This is a genomic window from Pedobacter frigiditerrae (assembly GCF_032678705.1).
Taxonomy (GTDB): Bacteria; Bacteroidota; Bacteroidia; order Sphingobacteriales; family Sphingobacteriaceae; genus Pedobacter; species Pedobacter frigiditerrae_A.
This window is the reverse complement of the sequence record NZ_JAVTSS010000001.1, coordinates 1,644,251-1,669,910: the sequence shown is the minus strand read 5'-3', so window position 1 is coordinate 1,669,910 and position 25,660 is coordinate 1,644,251. Positions and strand designations below refer to the sequence as shown.

General features: G+C 35.7%; 11 protein-coding genes. 10 read left to right on the top strand and 1 reads right to left on the bottom strand.

Annotated elements, in window-relative coordinates:
* Nucleotides 1-11 precede the first annotated feature (11 nt).
* The gene (locus tag R2Q59_RS06665) at nucleotides 12-2,366 is read left to right on the top strand and encodes a TonB-dependent receptor (protein WP_316784610.1); all 2,355 of its coding nucleotides are present in this window, start codon (nucleotides 12-14) and stop codon (nucleotides 2,364-2,366) included.
* Nucleotides 2,367-2,528: 162 nt separating this feature from the next.
* Here the strand turns inward: R2Q59_RS06665 and R2Q59_RS06660 are convergent, their stop codons facing one another.
* The gene (locus R2Q59_RS06660; RefSeq protein WP_316784607.1) at nucleotides 2,529-6,686 is read right to left on the bottom strand and encodes a two-component regulator propeller domain-containing protein; all 4,158 of its coding nucleotides are present in this window, start codon (nucleotides 6,684-6,686) and stop codon (nucleotides 2,529-2,531) included.
* Between the two features lie 381 nt (nucleotides 6,687-7,067).
* On the opposite strand from R2Q59_RS06660, the gene R2Q59_RS06655 reads away from it, so the two are divergent.
* The 9 genes from R2Q59_RS06655 to R2Q59_RS06615 all read left to right on the top strand — a co-directional run bounded on the left by R2Q59_RS06655 (nucleotide 7,068) and on the right by R2Q59_RS06615 (nucleotide 25,393).
* Nucleotides 7,068-10,184 (top strand): glycoside hydrolase family 2 TIM barrel-domain containing protein, encoded by a 3,117-nt coding sequence (locus R2Q59_RS06655; RefSeq protein ID WP_316784605.1) that lies wholly within the window; start codon nucleotides 7,068-7,070, stop codon nucleotides 10,182-10,184.
* Between the two features lie 245 nt (nucleotides 10,185-10,429).
* Nucleotides 10,430-13,450, top strand: a complete 3,021-nt coding sequence (locus R2Q59_RS06650; protein ID WP_316784603.1) for a TonB-dependent receptor — start codon at nucleotides 10,430-10,432, stop codon at nucleotides 13,448-13,450.
* Between the two features lie 20 nt (nucleotides 13,451-13,470).
* Nucleotides 13,471-15,261 (top strand): RagB/SusD family nutrient uptake outer membrane protein, encoded by a 1,791-nt coding sequence (locus tag R2Q59_RS06645; RefSeq protein ID WP_316767131.1) that lies wholly within the window; start codon nucleotides 13,471-13,473, stop codon nucleotides 15,259-15,261.
* A gap of 27 nt (nucleotides 15,262-15,288) precedes the next feature.
* The gene (locus R2Q59_RS06640; RefSeq protein ID WP_316784601.1) at nucleotides 15,289-16,275 is read left to right on the top strand and encodes a BT_3987 domain-containing protein; all 987 of its coding nucleotides are present in this window, start codon (nucleotides 15,289-15,291) and stop codon (nucleotides 16,273-16,275) included.
* 93 nt (nucleotides 16,276-16,368) lie between these two features.
* Entirely contained in the window at nucleotides 16,369-19,128 is a 2,760-nt protein-coding gene (locus R2Q59_RS06635; RefSeq protein WP_316784598.1) for a glycoside hydrolase family 2 protein, read from the top strand.
* A 32-nt stretch (nucleotides 19,129-19,160) separates the two neighbouring features.
* Nucleotides 19,161-20,429: a PQQ-dependent sugar dehydrogenase gene (locus tag R2Q59_RS06630; RefSeq protein ID WP_316784596.1), complete on the top strand. Its 1,269-nt coding sequence runs from the start codon at nucleotides 19,161-19,163 to the stop codon at nucleotides 20,427-20,429.
* A 107-nt stretch (nucleotides 20,430-20,536) separates the two neighbouring features.
* Nucleotides 20,537-22,540: a sialate O-acetylesterase gene (locus R2Q59_RS06625; protein ID WP_316784594.1), complete on the top strand. Its 2,004-nt coding sequence runs from the start codon at nucleotides 20,537-20,539 to the stop codon at nucleotides 22,538-22,540.
* Nucleotides 22,537-23,217, top strand: coding sequence for an SGNH/GDSL hydrolase family protein (locus R2Q59_RS06620; protein ID WP_316784592.1), 681 nt, complete (start codon nucleotides 22,537-22,539; stop codon nucleotides 23,215-23,217). The genes R2Q59_RS06625 and R2Q59_RS06620 overlap by 4 nt, the downstream gene beginning before the upstream one ends.
* A gap of 22 nt (nucleotides 23,218-23,239) precedes the next feature.
* Nucleotides 23,240-25,393, top strand: coding sequence for a GH92 family glycosyl hydrolase (locus tag R2Q59_RS06615; RefSeq protein ID WP_316784590.1), 2,154 nt, complete (start codon nucleotides 23,240-23,242; stop codon nucleotides 25,391-25,393).
* Nucleotides 25,394-25,660 lie beyond the last annotated feature (267 nt).

Below are 25,660 nucleotides of genomic sequence, written 5' to 3'. Positions count from 1 at the left end.
CAAGAAAAATAATGAAGAAAATAATGTTGTTGATATGCCTTTGCATATTTGCCTATGTTGCAAATGCTCAACAGAAAAATATACTATCGGGAACGGTAAAGGATACTGAAAACCATCCAATTCCTGTAGTAAGCATCCAGGTTTTAAATTCAAATTTAACTGCTGTAACTAACATAATTGGCGATTTTGAACTTAAGGGTTTACCTTCTGGAAATTTAACCTTGCGTTTTAGTGCTATAGGTTATGCCACCATACTTAAAACAGTAACAGGTAACGCTCAAGCCTTGTCAGTTGTTTTACAAGATGCAAATGTAAAATTGGATGAGGTAACGGTTTCAGCACAAAAAACAGATGAAAATGTACAAAATGTTCCATTCAGTATTTCGGCGCTATCTGCTACAAAGGTAAATGATTATCGTATTCAAAACACACGTGATTTAGCCGCCATTATACCTAATTTATACAGTAGTAATCCAGGTGATGGCAGAAATGTAACATCAATTAGAGGTATAGGAACTACATCTTATGATCCTGCGGTTGCTACCTACATAGATGGGGTGAACCAGTTTAGCTTAGATACTTACATTGCTTCTTTATTTGATGTAGAAAGGATTGAGGTATTGCGTGGGCCACAAGGTTCATTGTATGGAAGAAATGCAATGGGGGGTGTAATAAACATCATTACCAAACAACCTACAAACTACACCACAGGATTTGCTGGAATAGACATTGGGAATTATGGTCAGCAGCGCTATAGTTTAGGTCTTCGCACTGCTTTAATAAACGATAAGTTATTTCTTGGCGTAGCTGGACAGTTTAATAAACAAGATGGCTTTTACGTTAATGAATTCAGCAACTCAAAATTTGATAAACTAAATGGCTTTTTGGGGAATTATTACTTGAAGTTTCAGGCTAGCTCGAAGTTTGCTTTAACGCTAAATGTTAAACACAACAACAATAGAAATAACGGGACTTTCCCATTGGTCGGCTCAATTGCAGATGCGTTAGCAAATCCTTTTAAGCTCAATCAAAATGCAGAGACCAAGATGGTTGATAACTTATTTAATGCTTCCTTGTCTACAAACTACTCAGGTGAATCGGTTAATTTTAGTTCTCAAACTGCTTATCAATCTAATTATAGATTTTACAAAAAGCCTATTGATGGAGATTTTTCGCCAATAGATGGTGTGTCAATCATTAACAATTATGGTAAAGATTGGAACAAAGTTCAAGTGTATACACAAGAAATTAAGTTTAGCTCTCCAATCGCTACATCACCTAAGTTAAAATGGTTAGCAGGTGCCTATGGTTTTTATCAGCATAATCCTGTTAAGCAAGGAACCTATTTTGGTGCTGATGCAGCCATGTTAGGTGCCCCATTTCCAAACTTTACGAGTTTAAATACAAATACGAGTAAAAGTTTTGGTTTAGCTGCTTTTGGACAAGCCTCTTATTCACTTACAGCAAAATTAACAGCCACCTTAGGTTTACGTTATGATTATGAGCATAAAAAGCAACAAGCTTTAGGAGAATTTATCATGGACGGAATGGACCCAATGGTAACACAGAATGATACGAGTGCTACTGCAAATTTCAAAGCTTTTTCGCCTAAAGTAAGTTTAGCTTATGCCATTGATCATCATCACCATGTGTATGCTAATTACAGTAAAGGGTATAGATCAGGAGGCCTTACACAATTGGGTTCTGATCCATCTGTATTACCTTTAATTTCCTATAAACCCGAATACAGCAACAACTACGAAGTAGGGTCAAAAAACACATTTTTTGACAATAGATTAGTGTTGAATGTTGCTGCCTTTTATGTTCGGTTAGATCAGGCTCAAGTACCTGTGTTAATTTTGCCAGATGCAGTTACCATTACGCGAAACGCAGGAAAACTAACAAGTAAGGGTATTGAGGTAGAATTAAATGCCAGACCAGTTAAAGGTTTTAATGTAGATTATAATTTTGGCTTTAACGAAGCAAAATATACTGCTTTACAATTACCACAAAATGGAGAAATGGTTAACTTAAATGGAAATAGGCAAGTATTTGCGCCTAATTTAACTTCTATGCTAGCTTTGCAATATAATTATGTGGTAGATGAAAAATCAAAATTGAACGTAATTATAAGAGGAGAGTGGTCGTTTACCGGTGATCAGTTTTTTGACTTGAGCAATAAAATTGAGCAAAAGGGATATGACATTTTAAATGGTAAAATTGGATTTTCTCATAAAAGATTTGACTTGTTTTTCTGGGGAAGAAATATCGCAGATACCAGGTATGTGGACTATGCATATGATTTTGGAGCTTCCCATTTAGGAAATCCTAAAACTTACGGTTTATCATTAACTGGAAGATTTTAAAAGCTATCGATTGTTCTACATAGATATGATGTAGAGAACTAATAACTATAATAATTAATGCCATGTTTATGATATGTTTACAGCATACTATGAACATGGCATTTTTTTATTTATTATATTGATTTGTTCAGTTATAAATTATCAATATTGAAGTGTGATGGATTAAATTTTATGAGATGCCTGTTCTTTTAAAGCTTGGATAAATTGTAATGGAGATTTTCCATACTCCTTTTTAAAAGCTCTTGAAAAATTAGAGATACTTTGTAGACCTACACGTTCTGCAACTTCAGAAATGGACACATCTTCATGGGTCATGATATAGATAGCCTTTTTTAATCTAACTGTCCTTACAAATTCTCCAACAGATTGATTAGAAACACTTTTGATTTTTTGATATAGTTTTGTTCTGCTAATAAAGAGGTGATTACACAAGAATTCTACATCTAAATCTTGAAGTTCAATATACTTTTCAATTACCTCTAAAAGTTTATGAACAAAAGCTTTATCTTTTTCTGAGTGAACTAATTCTGTAGCCTCTGCTAAGTAGTTATCTGCGTATCTTTCTTTTAATTTTTGTCGTTGTAAAAATATATTCTGTACCGTTAACACTAAAAGTTCGGTACTTAAAGGTTTTGCAAAATAGAAATCTGCACCAGATTCCATTCCTTCAATTTTCGAATCTATAGCGTCTTTAGCGGATAGGATGATAAATGGAATATGGCTAGTTTCAAAAGTTTCCTTAACTAGTTTGCAAAATTCTATGCCATTCATTCCGGGCATCATTACATCGCTAATGATAAGGTCTGGAACTTTTTCTATGGCAATATCCATCGCCGAATTTCCATCTCCTGCTTCATAAATAACATATTGTTTTTCGAAGAGCTCTTTTAAGAAATCACGCAACTCGATGTTATCCTCAACAATGAGTATACTTTTGGTAATTTTTGGAAGCTGAGCTTCGGAAGATGATTTACTTTGAGCTAAAGGAATTAAGATGGTATTATCAACGGGCTCAAGTTTAGCCTCAATGATTTGAGTTGCAGGTAATTTTTCATCTTCAATATAGTTTTCTTCCCCCAATGGTATGCCTATGGTAATTTGAGTGCCTTTATTTTTTTCACTATAAACGTAAATATCCCCCTTATGTAATTGTGTAAGGCTTTTAACCAAGGCTAAACCTATACCCGAACCTAAATGGTCTTTGCTGATTCGATAATAACGGTCAAAAATTCGAGTAATGGTATCGCTAGAAATGCCTATACCCGTATCTGAAATGCAAAAGTAAACGTACTTTCTTGCCCTATGCTGGTCGTTTAACAATTTAAACTCTGTTGAAAATAAAGGTTGAAAATTTTCTATATCAGTAAATATTTCAAAAGATACACTTCCACCCTCATTGGTGTATTTAAATGAGTTATTTAAAAGATTGAAAAGTATTTTTTCTAAAATTTGAATGTCGAAAGTGCCAATTAAGGGAGTAGAATCATTTGCGACAGTGTGGTTTTTAACATTAAAGGCAATGTTTTTACCTTTTGCCAAACCTTCAAATTCGTTAGCAAAGTTCTTAAAAAACTGATCTAATGGGATTGGTTGAACTTGAAGATTGATGACCTGATCTGCTACCTTTTTAAAATTCATTAGCTCGCTAATTAAGTTAAGTAGGCGTTTGGCATTTCTATACATCAACTGGTAAGCATTATCTATCGTTAAGTTTTTATTTTCATTGATTAGATTTTCCAATGGGCCAAGTATCAATGTAAGAGGCGTACGAAATTCATGAGAAATGTTAGTGAAAAACATAAGTTGTTGCTGCGAAAGTTCTTCTCGTTGTTTATGCATTTCCTCTCTTTTTTTCTCATTCACTTCTCTAACTGCAATTTCTCTCTTTAAGTGATACCAGCGTGCCTGAAGAATATAAATCCCTGCTAATCCACCTATTAGAATAAAGAAATAAATAGTTTTTGCTGTATTTGATTTCCACCACGGGGGGGTGATGATGATAGCTGTTTCGGCCGTGTCATTGCTCCAGATGCCATCATTATTTGTTGCCTGAACCATGAATTTATAGCTTTTAAAATCGAGGTTGCTATAAGACGCACTAGGATTGTTGCCGTCAGTAAATTTCCAATCCTCATCAAAGCCAACTAATTTATAACGGTACTTGCATTTTGAGGGATTGGCAAAATGCATTGACGAGAAATAGATGATGAAATTATTTTGTTGATAGTTAATTTCTAATTCATCTGAGTAACCTATGGCATTGCTAAGAGATTGAATTGAAGAGTTTTCGGTTTCATAAATTGGTTTCTGATTATTAATTAATATATCAGTTAATATAGGTTTGGCAGCAATTTTATTTGGTTTTATTTCTTTGGGATTGAAATAATTTAAGCCGTTAATCCCTCCAAAATACAATCTACCATCGGTACCTTTAAATGAAGATCCAACTTTAAAGCTATTGCCTTGTAGACCATCATTTTTATCGTATCGGATTAGTTTTTCAGTTTTAGGGTTAAGAAAATCCAACCCGTTTCCGCCCATCCAAATATTTCCATCCCCATCAATTTCTAAACTTTCTACATCATTAAAAACACCATATTTACCACCATAATGTTTAATGGTATAAGCATTGTTTTTGTAGTTAAGGATTAACCTGTTTAAGCCACCACCAATAGTGCCAATCCAATAGGTGCTGTCATTTTGTTTACTAATAGGGTAGGTGTAATCAGAACTTAAGGATAGGGGTTTTGTGCCGCCTCTGTATTCAAAGCTTTTGCTAATGTTACCTTCCTTGTCAATAAGTAAACGTTTTAATCCATTGGTACTCGATACAAATATTTGAGGTTTATCATTATCGGGGAAAATAAAATAACCTTCACCGTAGGATTTTACACCATAACTGCCATCGTTTTTTTTATAAATCACCCCAAACTTATCTGTATGATTACCAAACCAAATGTTGCCAAAATAATCCTTAACTAAGGTTTCGATCACATAACGAGGGAATTTGTCTGAACCTGCTGGAACATATAGTTCTCTTCTTCCTGGCTTTAAGATATCTATACCAGCCTCACTTCCAATCCATAAGTTACGGTCATTATCAAGTGTCATTGAAGTAACGGTTTCATTCTTCAACTTTACAATAGCAGTTTGAGGATTATAAACAGTGAATTTTTTTGTATCCAAATCATAAAGATTTAACCCACTTGTTGTTGTTCCTATCCAAAGCTGATTGCCGTCTGCCAGAATTGAGCGTACATGGTTTCCTGATAAGGAATTTTTAAATTCTGGATCGTGCTGAAGGGTATAAAATAATTTCTGATTTAAATCACAATATTGAACTCCGCCTCCAAAAGTACCTACCCATAAACACCCAGAGCGATCAATCAGTGTTTTAGTTAATCTGTTTGCCTTTAAACTAAGCTGATGACTTTTGATATTTATTGTTTGTATTAGGTTTAGCTCATCATCTAATCTAAAAAGGCTTTGTCCATTATTAACCCAATATTCACCTTTATCAGATTGTACAACATCTTTTAAATCGTTTGAACTTGGAAAAGTGTATTGCTTGACAATGGTTATGGTTTGTGTGGTTTTTTTAATCGCTATAAACAATTGGTTTTTAGATGCGGTAAGTATATGATGTTTATCATCTAAATAAACAAATCTTAAATCTTCGTCATCCAATCCCTCAACATTTACTTTTTTAAGAATTTTTGAAGTGTTTAACGTCCAAATTCCATTGTTACTTGCCAAATACAATATGCCGTTTTTGGAAAGAGTTATGTCAGAAAAAGTTGTATTTGAAGGAACATTTAGTTTTTGTTCTTCTAAATATTGCCCATTAATTGAATACATCCTAATGGACGTTCCTAAAATACCATAGATGTAATTGCCTTTTGGTTTTATGATTTTCGAAAATCGTGGTGAATTATTGGTCTTTGCTACAATTAAATCATTATAACTTTCGAATTTAGGGTCAAATCGTTGCAGGCCATCTTCCGTTCCAAGCCAAATATTGCCCTCTTGATCGGGGTATAAGCAACTTATCCTGTTTTTAAAAGCGTTTTTTAAAGGAAGATTGTTATTGTAATATTTTTTGATGGTGTAGCCATCATATCTATTTAATCCAAAATAAGTAGCTATCCATACATAACCTTTATTGTCTTGTGCTACATCATTTGCATCAGTATGGGATAATCCTTCATCAACAGTAAGGTAATTAAACTTAAAAGGATATGATTGCGCAAAAACATTAAGGTTAATGAATCCTGTAAGAAACAGGCATAAAATGAAGTAAATAAAAAGTCTATTTTTCAAGGTAACATATTTGGTTTGTACGCATCATATTTTTAGAACCTAAAGTAGCGATATCAATTTCTCCTATCAAACTACAGCTCTTATTTAAATTACAAGTTCATGAAGGTAAATATCATCTTATAAGTTGAATAAACCTTGTTCACTTTTATTATATGTACGGTGTGTCAAAAAACATGTATGATATGGTAAGCAGTGTATTCTATTATATAAGGTTATTTGTACCAATCAAAAATATGTATAGCCAAACTAAAATATAGTAAGCATATACAAGTTTAATAAAACCTTTTAGTAAAAGCATTTATGAACCCAAATCTTTTAAAGAAAAAGATCCAGAAGATTATCACTGTCTTAATTTTTTCAAGCTGTTACATTGCGCCTAACATGGCTCAATCTCAAACTGCTAACTTTTTATCAATTACAGATACAGCCAGTGTTCCAAAAGAAATTGAAGATCCTGAAAATATAGGCATAAACAAAGAACGAGCACACGCTACGTTGATGCCGTACGGTTCTTTAACTGAGGCCTTGGTTGCCAAAAGACATGCTTCTACTTTTAGCCGTAGCTTAAATGGAATGTGGAAGTTTAGTTGGGTAGACTGGCCACAAAAACGTCAGGTTAATTTTTATAAAACTAGTTATGATGTTTCGAGTTGGAAAGAAATAAAGGTGCCATCAAATATGGAAGTGGAAGGTTATGGCACACCAATTTATACCAATTTCAATTATCCGTTTAAAAAGGATTTTCCGAGGATCATGACGACTCCTAATGAAAAATTTACTGCTTTTAAAGAAAGAAATCCGGTAGGTAGTTATAGAAGAGATTTTACGGTTCCTGCAAATTGGCAAGGTCGCCGAATCTTTATCACATTTGATGGGGTTGATGCAGGTTTTTTTATTTGGGTAAATGGTAAAAAGGTTGGTTATAGTGTAAACAGTAGAAATGCTGCTGAGTTTGATTTAACCAAATACGTTAAACCCGGTAAAAACGTATTAGCGGTTGAAGTATATAGATTAACATCTGGTAGCTACCTGGAAGATCAAGACATGTGGCGCATGAGTGGCATTTTTAGAAATGTAACCTTATGGAGTGCGCCACAACAACATATTCGCGATTATTTTATTAAAACTGATTTAGACAAGCAATACAAAAATGCAGCAGTTACGGTAAACACTAAAGTAAAAAACTACGGAACAACCGCCATTAAAGCTAGAAGTATCGCTGCTACATTATACAATGGTGCTACTTTGGTAACTGGCTCGGCTGCTAAAGGTATTGTACCTGCTTTAAAACCAGGAGAGGAAGTAAATGTTGAGCTAAAATTCAATGTAAATAGCCCTCAAAAATGGACGGCAGAAACACCTAAACTTTACACTGCAGTTATCACATTAAAAGAAGGCAGTACTTCTTTAGAAATTTTATCATCAAAAATAGGTTTCCGAGAAATTGAGATTAAAGGTCGTTTGTTTACAGTTAATGGAGTACCTATCAAATTAAAAGGTGTAAATCGCCACGAAAACTGGCCAGATAACGGTCATGCTATTACCGAAGCACAAATGATTAAAGATATTTTGCTGATTAAACAAGCAAACTGTAATCATGTGCGTACCAGCCACTATTCAGATGATCCAAGATGGTACGAACTGTGTGATGAGTATGGACTTTATTTGGTTGCTGAGGCAAACGTGGAATGTCATGGTGCAATGAACGATTTTAATGAAGAGCCACGAATTAAAGCTGCTATCATTGATCGAAATGTTGCCAATACCGAAAATTTTAAAAACCATGCATCTGTTGTCATTTGGTCTTTGGGTAACGAAAATGGCAGTGGCGGAACAAATTTTAGAGCTGCTTTAAAAGCAATAAAGGATATTGACCCTACCAGACCAACACATTATGAAGGTTTTGGTGTTGGCAGCAGAAACCCTGCTGATATAGATAGCCAAATGTATACCGATGTATATAGTTTAGAAAGAAGGGCTAATGAAGAAGCACTAACTAAGCCATTTTATCTATGTGAATATGCGCATGCGATGTTCAATTCTATGGGTTCTGTTGATATTTACAATGAGCTTTTTGATAAATATCCTGCGTTATTAGGTGGAGCAATATGGGAATGGCAAGACCAGGGTGTTTACAACAATCGTGATTCAAAACATCAAATTACAGCCTTTGGTGGAGGGTTTGGAGATTATCCCAACGATCAATACTTCATTCACAAAGGTGTAGTGTTTTCTGATAGATCACTTAAGCCACATTATCCAGAATTAAAACATGCTTATCAATGGATTACCATTCAAGCGTTAGATCTGGCAAATGGAAAAATTACCATCAAGAACCGTTATCAAGTAACAGATATCAATACGCTAACTGCAAAATGGGAATTAAGTGAAGATGGAAAGATAATATCTACAGGAAGCTTGTTAACGGGAACAATTAAGCCAGGAGAAAATAAGGCGCTAACAGTACCTTTTAAAGTAAGTGCAAAACCAGGTGCCGAATATTTTTTAAGAATTTCATTTCAGCTGAGCGAGGATAAAAATTGGGCAAAAAAAGGATATGAAGTAGCTGCTCAACAATTTGAACTACCGATACATACTAATGCGACAGAGGAATTGGCTACTGGCAATCTGTCTTTGGATGATTCGAAAAACTTTGCAGTTATTACAGGTAGTGATTTCAAATTAGAATTCAATAAAGAAAAAGGAACATTTACAAAGATTGAAAAAAATGGCACTAACCTTCTTCAAGAAAATGGTGGTCCGATGCTGCATTTATGGCGTGCACCACATAGAAAAGATGACATGTGGGCTTATGGCGATTGGGAAAAAAATGGCTTAAAATCAATTAAGTGGACAGTTGATGAAGTTAAAAGTACCAAGCTTGCTCAAGGTAAGGTTGAGGTTAATGTGAAACTAACAGGGAATGGCAGTGAGAACTTTATCATTCATCACAACATAGTTTATACCATTTATGGAAGTGGGGTGATAAATGTTACGAATGATGTTGATTTCAGTAACCCAAAACTGATACTGGCACGAATTGGTGTTCGCATGTTTTTAGCCAAAGACTTAGATAAAATAGACTATTTAGGTAGAGGACCAATGGAAAACTATGCTGATAGAAAGAGCGGTTCAGACATTGGACATTATTTCAGTAGTGTAGACAAACAAATGACACCTTACGAAAAGCCAATGGAAAGCGGAAATCATGAAGATGTGAGTTGGGCAAATCTAACTTCCGCAAAAGGGCCAGGTTTAACCGTGAAACATTTAAATGAGCGCTTTCAGGTGGCTGCCCTTCCATATAGCGATGAAGAATTAGAGAAAGTAGAATACCAAATAGATTTACCAAAAAGCAAAGGTACAGTGCTTTGCATTAGCCATAAAACCTTGGGTGTTGGTTCATGGGGCTGTGGACCAAAGCCTTTAGAACAGTACATGGTATATGCAAAACCAACCTCCTTTAGCTACCAATTAAGATTAACTAATCATAAATAATTATCCCATTATAATAAGATATGATTAATAACATTCATGAGAAAGGAGGGTATTCATGATAGTATAAACTCCTAAAATAAGTCTGAGCTTATTATTAAAAACCTACGATAATAAGCTCAGAACAACAATACCTAACCAAATATTAAATAAACCTAACTAAAATGTGTAAAAAATTTACTCTCTTTCGATGTGGAAAACATTTTCCCATCAAGCCGAAATTCTTTTTGGCTTTAAAACTAGTTCTGTTGCTAGGACTTTTAATTCCGGCAACAGAAATTTTCGCCCAAACATTTCAAATAACTGGCAAGGTAACTGATGAAACAGGAGCTGGAGTACCAGGAGTTTCTGTTAAATCAAAAACAGGAACAGCTTCATCTACTACAAATACAGATGGTACTTATGTTATTGGAATTGCAAATGGCAATGGTACCTTAACTTTTTCTTATGTTGGCTTTGTTGCGCAAGAGGTTGCTGTAAACGGACGTAAAACAATCAATGTAACACTTAAAGAAGCCTCTACTACACTTGATGAAACAGTTATTGTGGCTTACGGACAACAGAAAAAGATAACCTTATCTGGTGCAATAAGTACAGTAAAAGCCGAAGATTTAAAACAGCCTGTAGCCAACCTTACTAACGTTTTGGCTGGTCGTGTTGCAGGTGTTATTGGTGTACAACGTAGTGGGCAACCAGGTTATGATAACTCCGAAATTTATATCAGGGGTATATCTACTTTTACCAGTAGTAGCCCATTGATACTTGTAGATGGTGTACAAAGGGAGTTTGCTAATATAGACCCAGAGGATATCGCAAGTTTTAGTATTCTTAAAGATGCATCTGCTACTGCAGTTTATGGTGTGCGTGGCGCAAACGGTGTAATCCTTATTGAAACTAAAAAAGGTAAAACAGGAAAGCCACTTATAAATGTACAGTATGATCAAGGTGTAACGGAATTTACTAATATTCCAGAATTTGCTGATGGGGTTACGTATTTGCAAATTGCAAACGAAGCCTATAAAAGCAGCAATCCAGCCGATCCAAACCCAAAATATTCTGCTGATAGAATTAGCAAAACTGCTTCAGGGGTAGATCCAGATCTATACCCTAATGTAAACTGGTTTGATGAATTATTTAACAAAACCGGACAAAACCGTAGGGCAAGAGTAAATGCAAATGGTGGCTCAGAAAATGCTCAATATTATCTTTCATTAGGATATTATGATGAAGAAGGTCTATTTAAAACCGATGAATTGGCAAGCTATAATTCTGCTATTAAATTTACCAGGTACAATTTCACTTCTAATCTTACACTTAATGTTACTAAAACAACTAAGGTAGATTTTGGAGCATCAGGCTGGATCAGCAACGGGAATTATCCTGGAAGTTCAAATGAATCAATATGGGGTTCTGCTTATATTATGCCTCCAATTTTGATCCCTAAAGTTTATTCAAATGGTTTAAATTCTGCAATAAGAACAGGTGACATTGCCAACCCATATACTTTATTAACTCAAACTGGTTATGTTACAGAATTTAGAAGTCAATTATGGAGTAACATTAGGGTAACACAAGATTTAGCAATGATACTAAAAGGGCTGTCTGCAACTGCGATGTTCTCTTTTGATAATTATAATTCACACAATATTCAAAGAACTAAAAGTGTTGATGGTTATTTAGCTTCGGGTCGTAATGCGACTACTGGTGCTCTTGTATTAGATAAGGTTTCAAATGGTACGAGTTTCCTTGGCTATGGCAGAACCAATGGTGGTACTAGACAATTTTCTACAGAAGCCCAGATCAATTATTCTCGTAATTTCGGCAAACATACTGTTGGTGCAATGACTATTTTTAATGCACAAGATAGAGTGGATGCCTTTGCAGGAGATTTTATTGCGTCTATTCCATATCGTTACTTAGGTGCTGCAGGTCGTGCTACTTATGCTTATGATAACAAATATCTTGCTGATATTAACTTTGGTTATAATGGTTCAGAAACATTTGCACCTGGAGATCGTTTTGGTTTTTTCCCTGCTTTTAGTGTGGGATGGGTATTATCTCAGGAAAAATTCTTTGAACCAATAAAAAATATCATACAGTTTGCTAAAATCAGGTATTCTTGGGGACAAGTGGGTAACAGTAGCATTGGTGGTCGTCGTTTTGCTTACATCGGTACAGTTGATGGTGGTAATGGTAACTATTCATTTGGTAATGGCCTAGACCAAAACATTACTGGTTATGATATTGGCGATTATGCTGTAGGTGTAGCTTGGGAAAAAGCAACTAAACAAAACCTTGGTCTTGAGATTAAAACGCTTAATAATGACTTATCAATTACAGCAGATGTATTTCAAGAGTATAGAACCGGTATTTTCCGCGAACGTGGAGATGTACCTGAGTCTGTAGGTATTAGAAAACTACCTTTCGCAAACTTAGGAGAAATTCACAATCGTGGTGTTGAAGGAACTATTGATTATAACAAACGTATTGGTAACGATTGGCAATTGGGTTTTAGGGGATCGTTAACCTGGACAAGAGCCATGGTAATTAATGATGCAAATGCACCTTGGCCTTTTCCTTGGCAACAACGTATTGGTCGTAAATATGGGCAACGTTTTGGCTATACTTCTTTAGGTCTATTTACAAGTGCTGACGATGTGGCTAATAGTCCTTACCAAACTGGAACCAATAAAGCTGGTGATATTAAATATAAAGATTTAAATGGCGATGGCAGAATTGATGGTTTTGATCAAGGGCCAATTGGGTATGGAAGCATACCGGAAATCGTTTATGGTTTTGGTCCAACAATTAACTATAAGGGTTTCGCAATATCAGCATGGTTTAAAGGAATTAGTAATGTAGATATCAGTCTTAATGGTGATGGTTTACAGCCATTTAGTCAAGGTGGTGAAAGAGGTAATTTACTTAAACAAATTACTGATAGATGGACACCAGAAAACCCTAGACAAGATGCGATGTATCCAAGACTTACTTACGGTAACGATAACATGAACTATGCAAATAGTGATTGGTGGGTTAGAAATGGAGCTTTTTTACGCTTACAAACAGCTCAATTAAGCTATGATTTTGCAAAATCAAACTGGCTTAAAAAAACAGGTATGTCTAACTTAAGTATATACTTTATTGGTTATAACCTTTGGACTTCTAGTGACTTTAAGTTATGGGATGTTGAGTTAGGTGATGGTAAAGGGGCTAACTATCCTTTATTAAAAACGTATAATCTTGGTATTAAAGCCACATTTAAATAACCTAGGATAAATTTAAAGAGATGAAAAATAAAATTATTAAAATCAGCACGGTAATGTTTGCTATAACATTACTATTTAACTCTGGCTGTAAAAAATATCTTGATCAAGTACCCAATGACAGGATTACCATTAATCAGGTGTTTCAAAAGAAAGGTCCATCTGAACAATTTTTGGCAAATGTATACAGCTATGTAGACGATATCTCAAACATCTGGGAAAACACTCCTTGGGAAGGGAATTCTGATGAAGTTGATGTTACTTGGTCTAAATACGCTAATTACAGTTTAAATATTGGCAACATCGGCGCTAGTAATGCCTTGTTCGACAGATGGGGATATTATTACAAGGGTATCCGTTCAGCAACCTATTTCTTAAATCATATAGATGGAAATGCCGAGATACTTGCATTGAATGGGCAAAAATTAATAGATCAATACAAAGCTGAAGCACGCTTTTTAAGGGCATATTACTATTTCTTATTAATGCGTCAATACGGACCAGTGGTACTAATGGGCGAAACGGAGATTCCAGTTGACATAGAATCGGCTGAAATGCAGTTCCCACGTAGCAGTTATGATGAATGTGTTAATTACGTGGTTAGCGAATTAGAAAAAGCTGCCGCTGTATTACCAAATGTTCCATCAAGCAATGGTCAGCCAAGTAATAACGAATTTGGTCGTGCTACAGTTGGTATGGCGCTGGCCGTAAAAGCAAGGCTATTATTATATGCTGCAAGTCCTGAATTTAATGGTAATACCGATTTTGCAAATTTCAAGAACAAAGATGGAAAGGTACTTATCAATCAAACATACGATGCACAAAAATGGAAAAGAGCTGCCGATGCTGCTAAAGCCGTAATTGATCTTGGTCTTTATAACCTATATAAAGATGCAAGTAACGACCCTATAAAATCTTATCAAGGCATATTTTCTCAGCAATGGAATTCAGAACAGATATTCTCTAGAAAAACAAATCAGTTAGCAGATTACGATACACACAGTATGCCTCGCCAAGCTGGGGGGTGGAATGGACTTGGTGTAACACAAGAGCAGGTTGACGCATATTTCATGAACGATGGTAAAACAATTTCCGAATCTGCATTATATTCAGAAATAGGGTTTACAACTGTAAATAACGTTAAGGTTTATAACATGTATTTAAATCGTGAACCTCGTTTCTATGCTTCTGTAACTTATAACAATAGCATTTTTCAAGGAGGTAACATGAGTGCAGCAGCTCCAATTTCATTCTTTTTCTTAGGCGGAAGCGGTAAAAACGGACACGCAACCGATTTTACGAAAACAGGTTACTTGGTAAGGAAGAATGTTAATCCAACAACAAATAATGGTTCTGGAGGTAATGGAACTAGAGCAACCCGTACTTTATGTTTATTTAGGTTAGCAGAGGTTTATTTAAATTATGTTGAAGCACTTAATGAGTTTTCTCCAGGCAACGCAGATATTTTAATATACCTTAATAAAATTCGCGAACGTGCTGGTGTACCTCAATATGGCAGTGTAAACTTACCTGCTCCTTCAGATCAGGCAACCATGCGTTCTCGTATTTGGCAAGAACGTAGAATTGAATTGGCCTTTGAATCACATCGTTGGTTTGATGTTAGACGTTGGAAAATTGCTGCCCAAGTAATGGGTGATATGCATGGTATGGATGTTAATAAAAATGATGATACTTTCTATAAAAGAGTAGTGGCAAGTACACATTTATTCCGTAGCCCAGCATCATATTTCTTTCCAATTAGACAATACGAGATGGATAGAGCAAAGCTTGTGGTTCAAAATCCGGGCTGGTAAAATTTCCTTATAATTAAATTTTTAGTCATGACAACTCAAAAAAAATATAAAATACTATTTATCCTTTTAGGGTTAATAAGTTCGGCCTCTTGGTATGGCTGTAAGGATGAAGTAGATCTTCCCGACCAGCCCCTAGCAAACTATGTTAATGTTTACATGCCTCAAGGAGTTAATGGTGCGGTAACCACAAATCTAAAAGTAAAAGACAACCTTGTGCAAACTGCGGTTTTTGGTGCTGATTATGGCGGGTATGGTTATCCTGAATCAGATATTCCAGTATCTTTTGAAGTTGATAATTCGTTAGTAGCAACATATAATACAGCTAACAAAACTACTTATCAGATATTGCCATCAAGTTCTTATACACTATCGGCTACAAGTGCTGTTATTCCAAAGGGTGGATTAAGCACTACGCCTTTAAAGATTAACTTTAAGGCAACTGGAGTAGGAGCAATGGATGCTTTTACTACGTATTTGTTGCCAATTACCATGTCTTGCCAAAGTGTTAAGGTTAAGGGATCACTTAAAACGGTATATTATGTGGTAAGGGCTTTACCAGATTTAGCTGATTATCCTAATTTCGACAGGTCAAAATTCTCTATAGTGGGTTTCTCATCACAGGAAGCCAATGGCGAAGGGCCTAATAATGGTAGAGCAATTTTTGTTTTAGATGGTGTTAATAGTACCTTTTGGCATTCTCAATGGCAAAATGGTACAGCTAGTCCTCCTCATTCTTTAACAATAGATTTAGGTGAGGTAAAAACATTTCATGGTTTATCTTTCTTAGCAAGACAGAGTGGGGATAATGGGAAACCAAATGAAGTGAATCTTCAGTTAAGTACTGATAATGTAACCTGGACTGATGCAGGAACACTAAACTTGCAAAATACGCAAAGTCTTCAACCAGTGTTTTACCCAGCTGGTTTTAACAAGCAAGCCCGTTACTTTAAGGTTACTATAAATTCATCTTACGGGTCAAACGTTACTCATTTAGCCGAGTTGTACGCTTTTTAAGCGAGCAAATTTAGCCAGCAATAAAAATTGCTGGCTAATTGCTTTTATTGCTAAAAATATATGAAATTGCAGCTCATCCAAATATTGTTAAAAATGAAAAAATTACTTCTGCTTTGCTTGCTTTCTGTTTTTTGCTTTAATGCATTTTCACAACAAACTATTGTAAGGTATCTATCAGGAATAGATAAGGATCACACCGTTCTATGGGATTTTTACTGCACAGCAGGTAGAAAAAGCGGCATATGGACAAAAATTCCTGTTCCTTCAAATTGGGAACAGCAAGGTTTTGGTACTTATAATTATGGACATGATAAGGATAAAGCGAGTGAACAAGGTCTTTATAAACGAGAATTCTTTTTCGAAAATTTAACAGAAAAAAAAGTTTTCTTGGTTTTTGAAGGGGCGATGACAGATACTAAAGTAATGATAAATGGTAAACAAGCTGGTGATATTCATCAAGGTGGTTTTTACCGCTTTAAATATGATATCACTTCACTAATTAAACCTAATAGCAAAAACTTATTAGAAGTCACGGTTAATAAAATGTCTTCAAATGAATCTATCAATAAAGCTGAACGTACAAGCGATTTTTGGGTATTTGGAGGGGTTTTTAGGCCTGTTTATCTCGAAATTACACCAGAAATTTTTGTCGATAGAGTAGCAGTTAATGCTAAAGCAGACGGCAGTTTTGAGCTGGATTTATATCCGCAAAACTTAAGGGGAGATGAAGTTATTGAAGCGCAAGTACGAACTATAAAAGGAGCAAATTTTGGAAAACCATTTTCTATAAAATCAGATATTGGTAAGGAAAAATTACAATTGAAAAGTAACTTCGATAAACCACTTTTATGGAGTGCCGAATTTCCTAATTTATACGATGTTTTAATAACGATTAAAAGAAACCAACAAATCATTCATCAAACAAAACAGAAATTCGGATTTAGAACTGTTGAAGTAAGAAATAATGATGGGTTTTATGTAAATGGCGTTAAAATCTTATTAAAAGGTAGTAATCGCCATAGCTTTTGGCCAGAATCTGGACGTACATTAAGTCATAATCTGCATGTAATGGACGCCAGCTTAATGAAGCAAATGAACATGAATGCGGTTAGGATGTCTCATTATCCACCAGATCAGGATTTTTTAGATGTTTGTGATTCTTTAGGTTTATATGTTATTGATGAGTTAACTGGTTGGCAAGCAAAATATGATACTACTGTAGGTCGCAAATTGGTTAAGGAATTGGTAGTTCGTGATGTAAACCATCCATCGGTTATTCTTTGGGCAAATGGTAACGAAGGAGGTTGGAATAGGGATTTGGATGGCGATTATTCATTATATGACCCTCAAAATAGAACAGTTATTCACCCGTGGGAGAAATTTAATGGTACTGATACTAAACATTATCCTGATTATAATTACATGGTTAAAGCTGCTACTACTGGCCAAGAAGTTTACTTCCCAACGGAATTTATGCATGGGCTTTATGATGGTGGAGCAGGGGCGGCCTTAGATGATTTTTGGAATCAGATGCTTAAACATCCACACGGTGCTGGTGGTTTTGTTTGGGCTTTTGTAGACGAAAACATTATCCGTACTGATAAGAATGGCATATATGACGGTGATGGTAATCATGCACCCGATGGAATTGTTGGACCTCACAGAGAAAAAGAAGCAAGTTTCTTCACCATAAAGGAAATTTGGTCGCCAATCTATATCAATGTTCAACCAATAGATAAAAACTTTAATGGTAAAATTGAGATTGAGAACAGATACAACTTTACCAATATTAATCAATGTACGTTTAAATGGAAACTTGTTAAGTTACCAAATGCAAAAGCAAAAACTACATTAGCCACTACAGTATTAGCAGGATCAGCAACAGCCATTAACCTTAAGCCAGGTGGAAAAGGTATAATTAGTTTAGGCTTACCACAAGATTGGTTAAAAAGCGATGCACTTTACCTTACCGCTTATGGCGCAGACAAAAAGGAAATTTTCACTTGGAGTTGGACTATCAACGCTCAAAACAGTGCACTAAAACAATTGGCTGCAGTAGCACCTAAATCTACCTTAAAAGCAGTAGATGCAACTTCTATACTTCAAATTACTTGTGATGGAATTAACTATTATTTTGATAAAACTACAGGTTATATACAAAAAGTATCAAAATCTAATGGAGTTAATATTTCCTTATCAGGCGGTCCGGTTTTAGCTGGAGTAGCCACCACTTTAAAAGCATTTTCTTATCAGGCAGTGAAGAACCAATATGTAATTGAAGCAAGTTATGAAGGTGCTGGTACTTTACATGTTAAATGGACGTTTGAACCTGGTCGTAAGGCTAAGCTTGACTACGAATACAGTCAACAAGGTGAGGCTGATTTTATGGGGATAACATTTAATTACCCAGAAGAAAAAATTACAGGTATGAAATATCTTGGTCAAGGTCCTTACAGGGTTTGGAAGAATAGACTTAAGGGGCAACAATTTGGAGTTTGGCATAAAAACTATAACAATACCATCACTGGTGAAACTTGGGGTTTCCCTGAATTTAAAGGTTATCATGCACAAGTGAATTGGGTAGTAATAGAGAATAAAGAAGCGCCATTTACGGTTTATACCAGCAATAAAAACATGTATCTGCAAATGTTTCAACCCGCAAGAGAAATGGCTGCTCTAAAGAATAATAATGTCGAACCAGCATTTCCATCAGGAAATATTGGCTTCTTAAATGGCATTAGCGCAATAGGAACCAAGTTTCAAACGGCTACTGTACTTGGTCCACAAAGTCAAAAATATAAACTAAATGGAGAAACGATACGCGAAACCATATGGTTTGATTTTGGCAATTAATAGATGTTAAATTAATTAACTGATTAAACGTAATGATGAATAAATTTTTTAAACTGTCGCCCATATGGGGATTTATAATACTTGCAGTGGCATTAGCCTTTGCCTTTTTTTTCTTTTCATCTAACACGCTAAAAAGAGCAAGAACAACTAAAAAACAAAATAGCACTGCAACAATCAATCTAAAAGTTGCAACAATCAAACTAAAAGTTGCAACAATAGCTACAAATTTGCAAGCACCAACTGCTATTGCTTTTCCTAGTAATGGAGAGGTTTGGATTACCGAACAAGGTGGTAAAATCAAGGTGATAAAAAATGGTAAAGTTAGCGATGTACCTATTCTCGATTTAAAAAGTAAACTTAAAAAGTTTTTTGAAGGATATGATGAACGTGGTTTATTAGGAATTACATTACATCCACAGTTTAAAACTAATAAAAAATTCTATGTGTTTTACAGCGTTAATTCTACCCAAAAATCAGATCATACAAGTGTAATTGCCGAATATCAATATACAGATGGTCTAGCTCCTCTAGATCCAAATAGTGGGAGGGTTATATTCACGATTGAAAATCCTCAATCAAATCATAATGGGGGTTGCTTACAATTTGGCCCAGATGGTTATTTATATATTTCTGTTGGTGATGGCGGTGGACAAGGAGATAAACATGGAACAATAGGTAACGGACAAGACATGGATACTTGGCATGGCAAAATTTTGCGAGTTGATGTGAACACTGAGTCTACCTATTTAGTGCCTAAAGACAATCCTTTTATAGGTAAAGAAGGATATAAACCTGAAATTTGGGCTTATGGTTTCCGTAATCCGTGGCGATTCTCTTTTGATAAAACCACTGGGCAATTATTTGTTGGTGATGTTGGTCAGGATAAATGGGAAGAAGTAGATATTGTTAAAAAAGGAGCCAATTATGGCTGGCGCATAGCTGAAGGAACACATTGTTATAATCCAGCTACTGCCTGTGACCTTAAAGGGATTACCATGCCTATTTCAGAATACCCCCATACCGAAGGCCTTTCTGTTACAGGAGGATATGTATATAATGGAAAACAATTACCAGGCTTAAAAAACAAATACGTATTTGCCGATTGGACAGGTCCTGTATTTTATCTGCAAAAAGTGGGAACGAAATGGAGTAAAGGAAAAATAACATTACAAAACTTTCCCAAAACAGCCAGAATTACAAGTTTTGGCGAAGATCAAGATGGTGAACTTTATGTGTTAACCAATCCCGAAACTGGTCCTGAAAATAAAGAGGGAATTGTCTATAAAATTGTAAAAAATTAAATCTTTATCATAAAACATTAAAGTTGTTTTTTAATTTGGTAAAACGTTTTATATTAAAAACAGCAATGCTTATTAAGTTAACGCTTAAATTATTAGTAATAACAAAAATGAAAAAAATATATAATCTAGGTTTGATCGCATTCGTATGTTTAATATTAATTAACCTAACAGTTAATGCTCAAATTCCTGAAAAAAGAACACTGAAGACTTCAACATTGTTTTCAGACCACATGGTTTTGCAACAAGAAGCCAATGTTGATATCTGGGGATGTTCAGGAACAAATCAAAAAATAACAATTAGCCCGAGTTGGGGCAAACCCGTATATGCTATTACAGATGCAAATGGCAAGTGGAAAACTAAAATAGCCACACCAAAAGCAGGCGGGCCTTATACCATTACCATTAAAAATGAAGTAGAGCGTATTATTATTAAAGATGTGTTAATTGGTGAAGTTTGGTTGGCTTCAGGGCAATCGAATATGGATATCAATTTAAGAGGTTGGCTACCTGGAGATACCATCTCAAATAGTGCGCAAGCGATTAGTAAAGCAAATTTTCCAAAAATTAGATTTATGAAAGTGCCTTTTGGGATTTCTGCTGTTCCTTTAGATTCTGTTAAAGTAAATTGGGTTGCAACATCACCAGAAACAGCTGGCGATTTTAGTGCAGCTGCTTATTTTTATGCACTAAGATTATATCAAGAATTAAATGTTCCAATAGGAATTATTCAATCATCGATTGGCGGTACACCTGCCGAAGCATGGACTAGTAAACAATCTTTAAACAAGCTAAAAGACTTTGATAAAGCCATTGATGGCTTAAAAGACCTTCAAGCCAAAGGCGAACAATGGACAAATAAATGGCCAACGCAAGAAATTCCGAAAACAAATGAGCAATGGAAAAACATTAACTTTTCTGATTTAGGTGCTGCTGCAACAAATTTTGACGATTCGCAATGGACCACATTAAAAATCCCTGGTAGAATAGATTTATTAAGCTCTGGCGAATTTGACGGGGCTATTTGGTTGAGGAAAGAAATAGAAATCCAAGATGTAAGTACTGATTATTTCTTAAAAATTGGAGCTATAGATGATATGGAGGCCATTTACATCAACGGACAATACGTTGGTGGGCTCAATGGTGGTGGCTTCGCAGGCACACCAAGAAGCATTCAAGTTTCTAAAAATATTTTGGTAAATGGTAAAAATGTAATTGCAATTAGGGTAATTGATACTGGCGGTCCAGGCTCTATAAATGGAGATGTTTCACTTGTTAATAATAAGGGCAATGTTATTCCATTAGCAGGTGTTTGGAAAGCTAGATTAGTGGCAGAGATAAAAGACGGTAAATTTTATACTTATGGTCTTAAAGCTAATATTGCAGAACGCCCAAACATTTCTAGGCTTAACAGTAATTCGCCTACGGCACTTTTTAATGCAATGATTAACCCTTTAATTCCCTATAAAATAAAAGGGGCAATTTGGTATCAAGGAGAGTCTAACGTAGGCAGGGCCGAACAGTATAAATATCTTTTTCCAACTATGATAGCAGATTGGAGAAGTAAATGGACTTATGACTTTCCATTTTATTATGTTCAAATCGCACCTTATCCATTTGGAGATCCAAACCAGAAAGAACAATCTCAGAAATTAAGAGATGCTCAAAGTTATGCTTTGAAGTTACCAAAAACAGGAATGGTTTCTACCTTGGACATAGGTTCTTTAAAAACCATACATCCACCAAACAAGCATGATGTAGGGGAAAGATTAGCTCGTTTTGCTTTGGTAAATGAGTATGGGAGAAAAATAACCGCTTCTGGCCCAATCTATAAAGGTCTAATTGTTTCTGGGAGCGATTTGATAATTGAATTTACAGGTGTAGGCAGTGGATTAATGGCAATTGAAAGTGGGTTGACCAATTTTGAGGTTGCTGGAGCTGATAAAAATTACGTTCCTGCACAAGCGAAAATTGCAAATAACAAAGTGGTAGTTAGTGCCAGTTCAGTTGATAACCCAATTTATGTTAGGTATGCTTGGAGCGATACCAGTACTGCAACTTTATTTAATAAAGAAAGATTACCTGCTGCAACTTTTAGTTCTGATCGTAAATGAGAAATTTTAAAAGCATCATCGGTTTATCGTTACTCTTATTGATGTTTAATCTTTCGCATGCGCAAGATTGGGCAAATTTAAATCGATACAAGAGCGATAATGAGACAATTGGACTGCCTAAAAAAGGTGAAAAAAGAGTAGTGTTTTTAGGTAGCTCAATCATAGAATTTTGGAAGAAGGAAATTCCAGATTTTTTTAAGGAAAGTTATATTAATCGAGGTATTGGTGGTCAAACAAGTCCACAATTACTTTTAAGGTTTAAGGCCGATGTTATAAATCTTAAACCGGCAGTTGTAATTATTTTAGCCGGTAGCAATGATATTGCAGGCAACACGGGACCAACCACCATTGAGCAGATTACCGATAATATATTCGCTATGGCAGAACTAGCTAAAGTACATCGCATTAAAGTTGTGTTATGCGCAAATTTACCAGTTTATGATTATCCTTGGAAACAAGGTGTTTTCCCAGCCGCAAAAATCATAGAACTTAACGAATTGATAAGAAAATATGCCGAACGTAATGGATTAGTCTATCTCGATTTTCATTCTGCCTTAAAAGATGAAAGAAATGGAACAATGGCAATTTATACTAAAGATGGAGTGCACCCCAATGAAGCTGGGTATAGCATCATGATTCCGCTATGCGAACAGGCAATAAAAAAAGCAAGAAAATAAGATGATATCAAATTTTAAACACATGGAAACCAATTATAAAAGATTTTTAAGCCTTTTGCTGGTGATGACGTTGGCAACAGCCCTTACAAAAGGCCAGACAAAAACCACTTACACCAAGTTCGTAAACACGTTTATTGGTACTGCGCCACTTACAGATCCAAATATTTTGGGCTATGAATTGCCAAGGGGATGGAGGTCATGGGCGGGGTTAACCTTTCCAGGAAGCTCGTTGCCTAATGCAATGGTACAGCTAAGCCCGATGACAGAATACGGTTCTGGTGCAGGCTATGAATATGAAGATGACATGATCTATGGTTTTACACATACCAATAAGGGGCATTGGAACCTCTGCAACATTCCCATCCTGCCGCTCTCAAATCCGGGTAGTAAATTTGGTTCGAGATTCTCACACAAAAACGAGAGTGCTGCTCCAGGATATTATCAAGTGTATCTTGAGGATTATGCTGTTAATGTTAGCCTGACCTCGACACTAAGGGCAGGTTACCATAAGTATGACTATAAGAACAATGCAAACAGACAAATACTGTTTGACATGGGCAAAGCGAATAGTAGAGTATCCTCATGGAAGATTGAGAAGGTTAGAAATAACGTTATCCAAGGTTTTCAGGGAGGAGAGAATGTATATTTTTATGCAGTATTGAACACCACGATCGAAAGGTTGGATATTACAGATGTTGGTCAACGCACAGGTTACGCCATTGCCCACCTCACAAATGGTACAAATGCACCAGTTGAACTAAAGATAGGTTTGTCATTTGTGAGCATTGAAAACGCAAAGGAGAACCTTGAAAAGGAAATTGGTAACAAGTCCTTTACCACGATAAGGAACGAGGCTACCCAGAAATGGGAAGATCTTTTATCGACAGTACAGGTAAAGGGAGGTACCGATAAACAAATGCAGATGCTTTATTCTTGCCTTTATCGTTCCTTTCTATGGCCAGCCTTAAGAAGTGATATAAACGGGGAGTTTACCGATGCAAAAAGGAACGTGGCAAGGGCTGATTTTGCCTATTACACAGAACCATCCTTATGGGATACTTATAGGAACAAAGATGTGCTTTTAGGTCTTATATCCCCGAAGGTTGCGCTTGACGTGATCAAGTCAATGAAGGATGTTGGCGATAAAAAAGGTTTTATGCCTACCTTTTTCCATGGGGACCATGGCGCTTCTTCCATAGCAGGAGCCTATCTAAGAGGGATTGATGATTTTGATATCAAGGGTACTTATCAGATCTTATTGAGAAATGCGAACGTTGAGGGAGGGGCAAGGCCGTATATTGCCGAGTATATCAAAAAGGGTTATATCTCTGATCCAGATATTGCCAATCCACAGGTAGAGACCAAGGCAAAAGCAGGTGTATCAAAAACACTTGAATATGCTTATGATGACTATTCGGTGGCGCAGATTGCAAAGAAATTGGGCGATACAGCCAATTATAGGATATTGATGGCAAGATCTAATAACTATAAGAACATGTTTGATCCCGCTACGAGATTTATGCGAGGTAGATTGGAAAACGGGAGTTGGATCACGCCTTTTAACCCTCAGTTTCCTTATTATGAGTATATGTACAGAGAGGCCAATGCATGGCAGGTTTCATTCTATGCCCCTCATGACATGAAGGGATTAATTGCCTTGTACGGAGGTGCCAATGGTTTTGAGTCCAAGCTAGACTCATTATTTACAGTACCATGGAATCCCAAGCATATTGCAAGGAACGTAGAAACAATGATAGGCCAGTATTGCCAGGGTAACCAACCTGATCATGAGGCGCCTTTTGCTTATCATTTTATCGGTAAGCCAGAAAAATCACAGAAAATACTGGATAACATCATGAACAACCTTTATGGAATTGGCAGTGATGGATTGGCACTTTCAGGAATGGATGATGCTGGAGAAATGTCTGCTTGGTACGTTTTCAGTGCGCTGGGCTTTTATCCATTCTCAGCCACAGATCCTGAATACCTGGTTACTGTTCCACTTTTTGATGAGGTAAGATGGAAAACATCTAATGGAAAAACCATCGTCATCAAGAAGCCAAATGCTGGAAGGGCATTAAAGGAGATAAGGGTTAACGGAAAGGTGAACAGAGGTTATTTTATCCCACATGATGTGTTTAAAAATGGGGCGGTAATAGACATCATTTCGAAATGATGATTATATATTAATAATATATTAAACACTATAAAAGCCTTGCAGTATATCATGTAAGGCTTTTTGATTCTATTGAATTACGAATGGATAGCATCATCCATTTTATAAACTAAATTAAATAGCCTTAATTATAAAATATCTGTTAGTTCTTGCAATCCTCATTTTCAAATTCCTTTAATCCTAATGCTAAAACGAAAATAAGCTAAGTAAAAACAAGAAAAAAGCTTTTGTAGGGTAGTGACCGGATTTGATTGGATTTGACGGCAA